The organism is Neorhizobium petrolearium, assembly GCF_029854435.1.
GTDB lineage: Bacteria > Pseudomonadota > Alphaproteobacteria > Rhizobiales > Rhizobiaceae > Neorhizobium > Neorhizobium petrolearium.
The window spans coordinates 149,362-161,048 of sequence record NZ_CP123001.1 but is presented as its reverse complement, the minus strand read 5'-3'; the positions used below and the strand labels follow the sequence as shown (position 1 = coordinate 161,048).

Annotated in this window: 12 protein-coding genes; 3 read left to right on the top strand and 9 right to left on the bottom strand. The window is 60.5% G+C overall.

Features of this window, described 5'->3' with window-relative positions; all coding sequences use genetic code 11:
* The 4 genes from QEO92_RS27645 to panC form a co-directional block, all read right to left on the bottom strand.
* A complete protein-coding gene (locus QEO92_RS27645) occupies nucleotides 1-819 on the bottom strand; it encodes a quinoprotein dehydrogenase-associated SoxYZ-like carrier (RefSeq protein ID WP_425272382.1) in 819 nt (272 codons plus the stop codon).
* Between the two features lie 27 nt (nucleotides 820-846).
* Nucleotides 847-1,827, bottom strand: a complete 981-nt coding sequence (locus QEO92_RS27640) for a quinoprotein relay system zinc metallohydrolase 2 (protein ID WP_227705391.1) — start codon at nucleotides 1,825-1,827, stop codon at nucleotides 847-849.
* Between the two features lie 92 nt (nucleotides 1,828-1,919).
* Entirely contained in the window at nucleotides 1,920-2,741 is an 822-nt protein-coding gene (gene panB, locus QEO92_RS27635; protein ID WP_227705390.1) for a 3-methyl-2-oxobutanoate hydroxymethyltransferase, read from the bottom strand.
* A gap of 13 nt (nucleotides 2,742-2,754) precedes the next feature.
* Nucleotides 2,755-3,612 (bottom strand): pantoate--beta-alanine ligase, encoded by an 858-nt coding sequence (gene panC / locus QEO92_RS27630; protein WP_227705389.1) that lies wholly within the window; start codon nucleotides 3,610-3,612, stop codon nucleotides 2,755-2,757.
* A 226-nt stretch (nucleotides 3,613-3,838) separates the two neighbouring features.
* Between panC and QEO92_RS27625 the strand changes: the two genes are divergently transcribed.
* From QEO92_RS27625 to QEO92_RS27615, 3 genes are all read left to right on the top strand, one after another.
* Complete coding sequence (locus tag QEO92_RS27625; RefSeq protein ID WP_227705388.1) at nucleotides 3,839-4,426, top strand: cupin domain-containing protein; 588 nt, start codon at nucleotides 3,839-3,841, stop codon at nucleotides 4,424-4,426.
* 74 nt (nucleotides 4,427-4,500) lie between these two features.
* The gene (gene gabT, locus QEO92_RS27620; RefSeq protein ID WP_227705387.1) at nucleotides 4,501-5,808 is read left to right on the top strand and encodes a 4-aminobutyrate--2-oxoglutarate transaminase; all 1,308 of its coding nucleotides are present in this window, start codon (nucleotides 4,501-4,503) and stop codon (nucleotides 5,806-5,808) included.
* 50 nt (nucleotides 5,809-5,858) lie between these two features.
* On the top strand, nucleotides 5,859-7,412 hold the full coding sequence (locus QEO92_RS27615; RefSeq protein ID WP_227705386.1) for an acetolactate synthase large subunit: 1,554 nt from the start codon (nucleotides 5,859-5,861) through the stop codon (nucleotides 7,410-7,412).
* Here the strand turns inward: QEO92_RS27615 and QEO92_RS27610 are convergent, their stop codons facing one another.
* From QEO92_RS27610 to QEO92_RS27590, 5 genes are all read right to left on the bottom strand, one after another.
* Nucleotides 7,413-7,793 (bottom strand): RidA family protein, encoded by a 381-nt coding sequence (locus QEO92_RS27610; RefSeq protein WP_227705385.1) that lies wholly within the window; start codon nucleotides 7,791-7,793, stop codon nucleotides 7,413-7,415.
* A 9-nt stretch (nucleotides 7,794-7,802) separates the two neighbouring features.
* Nucleotides 7,803-8,867 (bottom strand): ABC transporter ATP-binding protein, encoded by a 1,065-nt coding sequence (locus QEO92_RS27605; RefSeq protein WP_227705384.1) that lies wholly within the window; start codon nucleotides 8,865-8,867, stop codon nucleotides 7,803-7,805.
* A 15-nt stretch (nucleotides 8,868-8,882) separates the two neighbouring features.
* Entirely contained in the window at nucleotides 8,883-9,686 is an 804-nt protein-coding gene (locus tag QEO92_RS27600; protein WP_227705383.1) for an ABC transporter permease, read from the bottom strand.
* A 6-nt stretch (nucleotides 9,687-9,692) separates the two neighbouring features.
* Nucleotides 9,693-10,541 carry an ABC transporter permease gene (locus QEO92_RS27595; protein ID WP_227705382.1) on the bottom strand — a complete coding sequence of 283 codons (849 nt, stop codon included), beginning with the start codon at nucleotides 10,539-10,541 and terminating at the stop codon, nucleotides 9,693-9,695.
* A gap of 95 nt (nucleotides 10,542-10,636) precedes the next feature.
* Nucleotides 10,637-11,677, bottom strand: a complete 1,041-nt coding sequence (locus tag QEO92_RS27590) for an ABC transporter substrate-binding protein (RefSeq protein ID WP_227705381.1) — start codon at nucleotides 11,675-11,677, stop codon at nucleotides 10,637-10,639.
* Between the last annotated feature and the right edge of the window lie 10 nt (nucleotides 11,678-11,687).

The following is an 11,687-nucleotide window of genomic DNA, read 5'->3' as shown; positions in this document are numbered from 1 at the left end:
TCAATTCGTGACCGGAGGCACTTTGAAACTCTGCTCCCAGCGCTCTCCTTTGGTGTCGGATGCGACCACCTTCATCAGCTCGTTGCCACCCGGCACGAAATTGAAGCCGATTACGGGATTTGTGGACAGGGAGATGTCGCCAGATACTTCCAGGACAGTCTGGTCGCCATAGGAGACGGTCACCTTGTCGATGTAACGCGACGGCGTGTAAAGCCGGGTGAGTTGGTTCATCTGCATTCCGGTGAAATTCGGATGGCGGATCATCAGCGTTGCCTCGGCAGGTTGTCCGTCCTGCATGCTCTCCGCGAACTTCATTCTCATTTCACCCATTCCCTTCATCGCTTCCGCGTCACTCGGTCCGGAGGGCGCCGAACAGCCGCCGGAGGCCTTCACGAAGGCGACAGCTGAAAACAGCTTTCCCTCTTTCGTCTCGGCAACAGCGTGAACGTTGGTGTAGGTGTCGACCCGGACACGCAGCTGCAGCGAGCCAGGATCTGCGGCCGGCCCGAAGGTGACGTGAGCGGCAAGCGGCGCAGGGTTGTCATCGATCACAAGATAGACCGATTTGATCCTGTCCTTTTCGGGCATCGTCAGAGTGATCGGAACGAGCGCAGCATCCTGCGCACGCTTTGGCGCATCGATCTTGATCAAGGAATCGGTTGGAAGAACTTCCCGATCATCGAAGAGATAGTCGGCAATCAGTTGCCAGCGCTCCTCTCGCTTGGCATCAGCCTGAGAGGAATCTGCGGCGGGAGCCGGCCCGGCGCAGATCGCCGTAATCAAAGCGGCCGCAAAGGCCGGTCGCAATATGTGCATCATATTCTCCTCCCTGCTTCGATCCGAAGCCTACTCCCATTCAAGCTCCTTGTAAGCTTGAATGACGTTGCGGCCATTATAGTCGTCGAACAACACCCAGCCTTCGCCCACTCCCGCAGCCACCGTTCGGCTGGCCTCGTCTATCGCAATGCCCTGCGCTATCGCCTTGCGTGTTTCATCGCGGAGAGCCGTGAGATAGCGCACCTGTTTTGCCACGGCCGGTCCGAAGTCCACCATCGCCGGCCCATGCCCCGGCACTGCGCGGGCAGCACCAACGCCCTTGAGCCGCTCGGCTTCGATCAGCCATCCGGGCAGGCTTCCATCCAGCGAGGGAACGCGATCGACAAAAAGCAGATCCGCGGGAAACAGCGTCCCCGTCGAGGTGTCGAACATCGACAGGTCGCAATCGGTGTGCGCGGTGCCGTGCGCGGTAAACCGGATAATGCGGTCACCGAGATCGACCTCGGCGACATCTTCTATCTCCCGTGTGGGATATACGATGCCGCCTACGTTCTCCGGCCCGACGATCTCGACAAGACGCTGGCGATAATAGCTTCCCCGCGCATCGAGCGCGGACCTCAAAGCGTGATGACCGACGAAATCCGGCCGCTCTTCAGCAAAGGCCGCAGCACCAAGGCAATGATCGGGATGGACGTGGGTCATTACGACATGCCGGATCGGTTTGCTGGTCCGGTTCCTGATTTCTGAAAGGAGCCATTGCCCATCTGCCAGACTGCCTCCGGGATCGATCACGAGCACGCTATCGCGTCCGATGATGAAACCTATATTGGCAATGCCTCCGCTATTGGCCCGTGTCGCTTCCTCGTGCGGCGCCTCACGAATGAAGAGGCCGTTCCCGACATCTTTCAGCGAAAGAGACGCGGCCGCAAAGCCACGCATCGGCACGCAGCACAGACAGAGACCCATTGCCAACGCTGCACGCCGCGTGAAGCGGGCGCTAACGGCGGACTGTCCGGCATCATCGACCCAGTTGAGCCTATCTATCGACATTCCCTAAAATAGCACGTTTCACCTCGACCTGGTAGCCGAAGCAGAGTGTCATCGTGCAATGGGTGTTTGCCATCCCGGACAAAATCCCGAACTCACGATCGGCGCTTGAACGTATGTTCGGGCCCCGGGAACTGGCGTGCGCGAACTTCGCGCGCATAATCCTCGGCTGCCTTGCGAACCCGCTGACCCAGTTCGTCATACCGCTTCACGAAGCGGGGCGTGAAGTCGTTGAAGAGGCCCAGCATGTCATCGGAGACCAGAATCTGCCCATCGCATGCCGAGGATGCGCCGATGCCGATGGTGGGAACCTCGACCTGTGCCGTCAGCTCCCGGGCAAGAGTTTCGACCGTTCCTTCGATGACAACTGCGAATGCCCCGGAGCTGCCGATGGCGCTTGCGTCACGCCGAAGCTTTGCGGACTCCTCATCCGAATGGCCGACCGAACGATAACCACCGGCCGTGTGAACCTGCTGGGGCATCAGGCCGATATGACCGAGCACGGGAACGCCCCGCGTCGTCAGAAAGGCAATCGTCTCAGCCATCTCCTCCCCGCCTTCGAGCTTCACCGCATCGCATCCTGTTTCCTGAAGAAGGCGGACGGCATTCCGGAAAGCGACCTCCCTGGACTCCTGATAGGAGCCGAAAGGCATGTCGACGACGACGCACGCATTTTTAACGCCCCGCATGACTGCCCGTCCGTGGGCAATCATCATATCGAGCGTCACCGAAACGGTCGTCTCCATGCCGTAGAGGACCATGCCGAGCGAATCCCCGACGAGCAGCAGATCGCAATGCGCATCCAGCAGACGTGCCATCGGTGTCGTATACGCGGTCAGGCAGACGATCGGCTGCCCGTCTTTCATTGAACGGATACGCTTCGGCGTAATGCGCCCTTGTTTTGCCGGGACACTCATCGAAATCTCTCTTTCATTGCACGCCTCGGCGGCCAATGACCCTGTTGTCAAGAAGCCGTGTGGAGCCGATGCGGACGAACAGCGCGACAACGACCGGCTCGTCAATCAATGCGACAGGCTGCAAGGTCGAAGCATCTCTCACTGCAACGACCTCCGCATTTGCCAAGGGTTCCCGGCCAATGAATTCGCGCAGCATTTCCTCAAGCCTGACCGGATCGGTCTGGCCCGACCGCACAAGTCGTTCCGCTTCGTCGAGGGTACGCGGCACGATCGTTGCGGCGCGCCGCTCCACCTCGGAAAGATAGACATTGCGCGAGGAAAGAGCCAGCCCGTCCGTATCCCGTACAGTTGGAACGGCAATGACCCGAACCGGAAGCGCCAGGTCTTCGACCATTCGCTTGATGATGACGACCTGCTGATAGTCCTTTTCACCGAAATAGACCGTCTGCGGCTGGACGATATTGAAGAGTTTGCAGACCACCGTGGCGACACCGGCAAAATGACCCGGCCGCACCGCGCCTTCCAGTTCGCGCCCGAGATCAGGCACGTCGACGACGGTGAGCATGGGACGGGGGTACATGTCCTCACCGCCCGGGGCGAACAAGATATCGACACCGGCAGCCTCCAGCATGCTGCTGTCGCGCGGCAGATCGCGTGGATACCGGCTCAGATCCTCATTGGCGCCGAACTGCAATGGATTTACGAAGATCGAGGTTACGACAATGTCGTTTTCCGCGCGGGCTCGCGAGACGAGTTCCATATGGCCGGCGTGCAGATAGCCCATGGTGGGAACAAATCCGACCCGCTTTCCCGGCTTTGCCTGCAGACGCAAACTATCGCGCAGCTCATCGATCGCCTGGATAACCCGCATCATCTCTCCCTCGGTGCGCCAAGCTTGTGGCGATCTGAATAGAGACCGGCCCTGCGGGGAGTCAACGTGCCCCAACCATTAATAACGATTAGATGTTAAGGCCGCTCACGAGGCGGTCCGAAGCCGGACGCGATCTTTTGCGGCGCGTGATCGCTCAAAATATGATCCAGTTGATCCTTCGGGCCATCCTTGGCATAACCGCCGCTATAAAATCTGGATCATGCCGATGGACCAAATATTCGATATCGGGGCGCGGCTCAACGCCATGCGGCTGGCAGCCGGCCTATCCCAGCGTCAGCTCGCAGAGCGAGCCGGTGTGCCTCATGCTCAGATATCGAACGTGGAGACCAACAAGGTCAGCCCCTCTGTTGCGACATTGCGCAAGATCCTGAACGGCCTCGGCGTCGGCATGGGTGATTTTTTCGAACCGGAGCGCAGCCCTCCGAAAGGCCCGTTCTTCTCGGCGCATGAACTCGTTGATCTGACCTCGAAAATCGCCGCCTCGCCGATTTCCGGCAGCGATGACGGAACACTCGTTTTTCGCCAGATCGGCGATGCACGGACACATAACCTCCAGATTCTCCACGAAGTCTATGAACCGAACGCGGATACCGGCGACACGCTGCTGCAGCATGCTTCGTCCGAAGGAGGGTATGTGGTCGAGGGCGAATTGGAGGTCACCGTCGGCGATGAGGTGCGCGTGCTCAAGACTGGCGAGGCCTATCTCTTCGACAGCCGCGTGCCGCATCGCTTCCGGAACCTTTCCGATCGCCGCACGATCGTCATCTCCGCCTGCTCTCCACCTTATCTGTAATTCCTAGGGCTGCCCTATTGCTCAAAATATTGAGCAAAGATATACCTTGATCATCGACATCAGGGGACACTGCGATGACCGTTTCATCAGATCTGCATTCGCGCCAGAAAGCTGCCGTGGCAGGTGGCGTTGGCACCCGCGCCATCTTCGCGAAGAAGGCACTGAACGCCGAACTTTGGGATGTGGACGGCAGGCGCTTCATCGATTTCGCGGCCGGCATCGCCGTCAACAATACGGGTCACCGTCACCCGACCATTATGCGCGCCGTCGCCGAACAGGCCGAACGCTTCACCCACACCTGCTTCCACGTCGCGCCCTACGAAGGTTATGTCCGGCTCGCAGAGCGGCTGAACGCGATCGCGCCGACGGGTGCCGAAAACCGCACCATGCTGGTCACGACCGGCGCCGAAGCGGTGGAGAATGCCGTGAAGGTCGCCCGCGCCTATACCGGCCGTGCCGGCATCATCGCGTTCTCGGGCGCCTTCCATGGCCGCACCATGCTCGGCATGGCGCTGACCGGCAAGGTCATGCCCTACAAGAAGAATTTCGGTCCCTTCCCGGCCGATATCTATCACGCCCCCTTCCCCAACCCCTATCTCGGCTTCTCGACCGAAGATGCGATCGCCGGTCTGGAACGCCTGTTCGCCGCAGACGTCGATCCGGAACGAATCGCGGCGTTCATCGTCGAGCCGGTGCAGGGCGAAGGCGGCTTCAACATCGCGCCGAAGGAATTCCTCATCCGGCTCCGCGAGATCGCCGATAGATACGCGATCGTGCTGATCGCCGACGAGGTGCAGGCGGGAATGGCCCGCACGGGAAAAATGTTCGGATTCGAGCATGCCGGCGTCAAGCCGGACCTCGTCACCATGGCGAAGGGGTTAGCCGGCGGTTTCCCGCTTTCCGCCGTCACCGGAAAGGCCGAGATCATGAATGCGGCGCATCCCGGCGGTCTTGGCGGCACCTATGCCGGCAATCCGCTGAGCGTCGCAGCCGCCAATGCCGTGCTTGACGTCATCGAGAGCGAGAAACTGTGCGAGCGTGCGGCGGAAGTCGGGCGCAGGATCACGGAGCGGTTGACGTCGATCGCATCGCGCCAGGGCATGGAACGCATCGGCGAAGTCCGCGGACTCGGCGCCATGGTGGCATTCGAACTGGTTGAGGACCGCGAGTCCAAGGCGGCCAGCCCGGCGATCACCAACCGTATTGTTGCGGAAGCGGAAGCCCGCGGCCTCATTCTGCTGTCTTGCGGAACGCGTCTTAACGTGATCCGTTTGCTGCCGCCGCTGACGATCGAATGGGATGTTCTTGAAGACGGGCTCAACATTCTCGAAGCTTCGATCGAAGCCGCATTTTCGGATGCGACCACTCCAGTGGCAGCCTGAGCTGCGTCCGTGCGAGCGGATGCCGGTATAGACGAAAAAGAGGGAACTGCATGAACGGCGCCGATATGCTTTGTGATGTCCTGCTGGTAAACGGCATCGACGTCTGTTTCGCCAATCCTGGTACATCGGAGATGCATTTCGTCGCGGCGCTCGACCGCAAGCCCGCCATGCGCTGCGTCCTCGGTCTTTCGGAAGGCGTTGTGACGGGAGCTGCCGATGGCTACGCTCGCATGGCGGACAAGCCTGCTGCGACACTCCTGCATCTGGGACCCGGCCTCGCCAACGGTCTTGCCAACCTCCACAACGCACGTCGCGCTCGCACGCCCATTCTCAACGTCGTCGGCGATCATGCATCCTATCACCTGCAATATGATGCGCCGCTGACGAGTGATATCGAAAGTCTGGCACGTCCGATGTCCCATTGGGTCGGACGTGCCGGCGGAGCTCACGATATACGCCGTTGCACCGAAGAGGGCTTTGCCGCGTCGATCACCCGCCGCGGCGTCTCGACGATGATCCTGCCGGCCGATGCCGCCTGGGGCGAGGTTTCGCCGGAAACGCTTTCTCCCGTTGCCATCCCCGAGCCTCCGGCAATCGAACCGGAAGCGTTGAAGGCTTCCGTCACGGCGCTTCGCAGCGGCAAACGCGCCGTCATCATCCTTTCGGGCCGCGCCCTGCGCGAAAAGCCGGTCGAAACCGCCGGTCGGATTGCAGCGGCAACAGGCGCGGCTCTTTTCTCGACAACGTCGGCCAGAAGCGCACGCGGTGCGGGGCGCGTTTTGGTGCGGCCCGCTCCTTACAATATCGAGCTAGCGATCGAGGCGTTGAAGGAATTCGAGGTGGCGATCTGCATCGGCGGGCCTCGCCCCGTTACCTTCTTCGCCTATCCCGGCAAGCCGAGCACGACGTTGCCACCGGACTGCCGGGTGATCCAGCTCGCCGAGCATGAGCACGATCTCGCCGATGCGCTGGAGCAACTGGCGGATGGGCTCGGCATCAGGCCGAATGCGGACTTCGCCCGCAACGCTTTCCGTCAGAACGAGATACAGGTGCCAAACGGTGCTCTAACGCCGGATGCCGTCAGCCTGGCGATTGCTCGCCACCTGCCGGAAAATGCCATCGTCATTGACGAGGCACTGACCTCGATCGGCCAGCATACAGCACTCGCACCCGGCCTTCACCCGCACGACCACCTGCCCATCACCGGCGGTTCGATCGGCATCGGCATCCCGCTTGCGGCAGGTGCTGCGATCGGCGCGCCGGACCGCAAGGTTGTGGCGATGCAGGCTGACGGCAGCGGCATGTACACGGTTCAGGGCCTGTGGACCCAGGCACGCGAGCAACTCGACATCGTGACGATCGTCTTTGCGAACAACGCCTATCGCATCCTGCAGGGCGAGATGATCAATGTCGGCGTGAATTCCTATGGCGTGAATGCCCGCAAGATGCTCGACCTCGACCAGCCGAAACTCGACTGGTGCTCGCTTGCCAAGGGCCTCGGCGTTGAAGCCGACCGTGCCACAACTGTCGAGGAATTCGTAAAGCTCTATACCGCCGCGCTCGGCCGTAGAGGACCGTTTCTCATCGAAGCCGCAATCATCTGATCAGGCCGCGTTCGCCGCGGAAACCATGATCATCTCGACCTTCAGGTCCGGGCTCGCCAATCGCGCCTCGAAACAGGCGCGCGCCGGCGGCGCGATGCCGGAGACCCAATCGTCCCAGACCTCGTTCATAGCGGCATAATCATCCATGTCCGCCAGCATGATCGCGCAGAAGATGAGGCCCTCCTTGGCGCTGCCGATTTCCGCCAGCCGGCCTTCTGCCTTGGCGAGAAGCTGCCGCGTCTGCTCTGCAATGCTCAGCGAACCGTCATAGGGTGCCTGAGGCGTGCAGGCAAAATAACCCGTACCTTGATGGACGACGGCGAGGCTGCCGCGCTGGCCGACGCCGAAACGCCGGATGATCGACGAAAAGTCCGAGCTCATGGTGGCTACCTATTTGGTGATGACGAAGACAGCTTCAGGCGTCCAGCTGATGCAGCATTCCTCGCCTTCCTTGATGATCACCACGTCCGCGCCAAGCACGCGCACCCGCATGGAGAGTTCTCCTGCTCGGCCGATGACGAGCGCGTTGTCACCGTAGTTGACGATGGTTTCGACCTTCATGCGCACATTCTTGCGCCCCTCGATCGGATTGCGTGAAAGCTTGATATGCTCCGGCCGAATGAGCAGCGTCACGTTCTGACCGTCGGAGAGAGCTTCGCCGCCCGCATAGTCAAAGGGCCCGAGCGTCGGATTGTCCGCCGTCTTCGTCATCGCATTGGTGATGGTTGCCGGAATGAGGTTGCTCTCGCCGATGAAGGTGGCGACGAATGCGGTGCGCGGGCGATGATAGATATCGAGGGGTGCCGCCGCCTGCTCGATCCGCCCCTTCTCGAAAACCACGATGCGGTCGGACATGGACATGGCTTCCGACTGATCGTGAGTAACGAAAATGGTGGTCACGCCCAGGCTGCGTTGGATGCGCTTGATCTCGATCTGCATCTGCTCGCGCAGGTTCTTGTCGAGTGCGCCGAGCGGTTCGTCGAGCAGGAGCAGCGAGGGCTCGAAGACCAGCGCGCGGGCAAGCGCTACGCGTTGCTGCTGGCCGCCGGAAAGTTCCTTCGGGTGGCGATGGCCAAAACCCTTGAGACCGACAAGCGAGAGCATGTCTTCCGCCCGCTTCAAGCCCTGAGAACGGCTGACACCACGCATCTGAAGGGGAAAATACACGTTCTCAACGGCCGTCTTGTGTGGGAAAAGCGCGTAGTTCTGGAAGACTATGCCGATATTGCGTTGATGCGGCGCGAGTTGCGAGATCGACTGCCCGCCGATCTCGACCGCGCCGCCGCTCGCCTTCTCGAAGCCGGCGATGATCATCAAGGTCGTCGTCTTGCCGGAGCCGCTCGGGCCTAGGAAGGTCACGAATTCTCCCTTGTCGACCGAGAGGCTTACATTGTCGAGCGCCGTGAAATGCCCGTAGCTCTTGGTGATGTTGGAGAGTTGCAGGTAGCTCGTCATGAGAAATCCTTGGGATCAGTGTGCGCCGGCGGATCGGCGCGGCTTGGGCACGCGGCTGCGGAGCGCGCCGACGAAATAGGGAGCGGCGATACCGATCAGCACGGCGAAGAAGAGCAACGTCGAGATGACGGCAATCACCGGGTCCGCCTCCTGGCGGATGCTGTCGAACATCTTGCGCGGCAGCGTCTCCGCGTCGCGGCCGGAAATGAAGATCGCCACCACGGTCTCGTCGAACGACTGGATGAAGGCGAAGAGCGAACTGATGATCAGGCCCGGCCGCAGGATCGGCAGCGTGATGTGGATAAAGGTTCTTGTGGGGCTTGCGCCGAGGCTCTGGGCCGCCCGCTCCAGATTGCGGTCGAAACCCTTGAGATTGGCGGAGAGCACCAGGAAGGCGATCGGCACAGACAAGCAGGTATGCGCGAGGATGACGCCGAGATGGGTATGGACCAGCTTCAACTGCCCGAAATAGGAATAGTACCCGATCGCCATGACGATATGGGGAACCGCCATCGGCATCAGCATCATCAGGTCGGCGAAACCTTTGCCGCGAAAGCGATGACGCACGAGCGCGAAGGTTGCCGGCACGACCAGCGCCATGGTCAGGATCGTCGTCGCGGTGGCGATGAGAATGCTGTTCCAGGTGGGCACGAGCCAATTGGGGTCGGTGAAATAGGCGCGGTAGTAGCCGAGCCAGTAGCCGGGCGGCGGGAACTGCAGCGAACTCGCATTGGATAAGGACATCGGCACCACAATGACCAACGGTGCTGCAATGAAGAGTACGACGATGAAGCCTGCCCAACGCATGAACGTATTCATGACCGATCACCCCCAGAGTTTGTCGAGGCCGAAACGGCGGTGATAGATAGTCAGGATGATCAGCGTCATGACGAGCAGCACCATCGCCATGGCGGAACCGAGGCCAAAAGCCAGGAATTCCTCGATCTGATGGCCGATCAGGCCGGCGATCATCTGTTCGCGCGGGCTGCCGAGCAGCACCGGCGTGACGTAGAAGCCGAGGCAGATAACGAAGACCAGCACCGATCCATTGGCAATCCCAGGTGCCGTCAGCGGCAGGTAGACATGCCGGAAGAGCGACCAGCCTTTGGCACCGAGGCTTTCTGCCGAGCGGATCAGCGCCGGATCGATCTTCTTCATGACCGAATAGATGTTCATGATCATGTAGGGTGCCAGGATGTGCACCATGGCGAGCGTCGAGGAAAAACGGGTGAAGAGAAGCTGTGGGGGTTGCTCGATGCCGATTATCTGCAGGAAGGCGATTAGCGGGCCGTTGTTGCCAAGCAGCACCATCCACGAATAGGTGCGCACCAGGAAGCTCGTCCAGAAGCTCATGGTCACAAGAAGCAGGATGAGCATCGCCGTGCGCGGCTTGGAATGCGCCATCAGATAGGCCAACGGATAACCGACCGCAAGGCAGCAAAGCGTCACGAAAGCGGCAGTCGCGAAGGTGTTGACGAAGACGCGCTGATAAAGCGTGCCCGTCAGAACCTTCTGGTAATTGGCGAACGAAACACGCGGTTCGGTAAAGCTCATGATCGCCACGTCGGCGAGCGGCACGACGAAGAAGACGAGCATGTAGATACCGAGCGGTGCAAGCAGCAACCAGGGCCAGATATTCGTCTTTTCCGTCAGTCTTGAAAGGCTCATGCCCATTGCCGTTCCTTCTCATGGCAAGCGGGGTCGATACGGCAGCGCACAGTCATCGTGCGATGCCGCTCAAGCAGGTCAGATTGATCCGGGAGAGCGGATCAGCTCGCAACCCACTCTTCAAAACGTTCGGCGAGTTCTGCCGGGTCGGCACCGAAATTCGCCATATCCTGCTCGAAGGTGAGCTTGTAGTTCTCTGGCGAGGTCGGCATACGCTTTGCGTCTTCGGCGCTGACGAACTCGTTGGACGCCGGGTTCAGCGCGCCGTAGTCGGCGGCCTTCGCAAAACCGGCGAGCGGCTTGGCGCTCGTTGCGAATTCCACGAACTTCTTGGCGTTATCGAGGTTTGGCGTATCCTTGGCGACAACCCAATAGGCGCGTTCGATCTCGCCCTGGTTCCACGTCATGGCGACCGGAGCGCCGGCCTTTTCCGCTTCGAAATAACGGCCATGCCAGATGCCGATCATATCGATCTCGCCGTCACGGAGAATCTGAGTCGACTGGGCGCCGGCCGTCCACCAGACGCGGACATGATCCTTGATCTTGTCGAGCGACTTAAAGGCCCGATCGATATCGAGCGGATAAAGATCCTCCACTGCGACACCATCGGCCAGCAGCGCGATCGGAATGACGCGAGCTGCATAGCGTTGCAGCGAACGGCCGCCAGGGAATTTCTCGACATTCCAGAAATCGGCCCAGGTCTTCGGCGCTTCCTTATACTTGTCGGTACGCCAGGCGATGACGGTCGCGAAGGCATGCGAAGCGACGCCGTTTTCGAAGAGACCGCCTTTATAAGGCGCCTCAAGCTCCTCGATAATGCCGGCCTGATTGGCGCGAACGAGTTCGCCGCCACCGAGCGTGGTGACGTCGAATTCATAGGTGCCCGTCTTCACCTGCTGGGCGAGCTTGGCGAAGGAAACCGGAGAAACGGTCTTTACCTGAATACCGGTCTCGGCGGTGAACGGATCGATGAGATTTGCCTTGGCCGCCGCTTCCCAGGGGCCGCCCCAGGTATTCACGTAGAGGATCTTCTCCTGGGCGCGAACGATATAGGGCGCGGCAAGCGAGGCGGTGGCGGCGGCGGCGGCAGTTTTCAGGAAACTGCGACGATCTGGCATGAGAAAAGTCTTCATTCCGGGCATGATCAGTTCT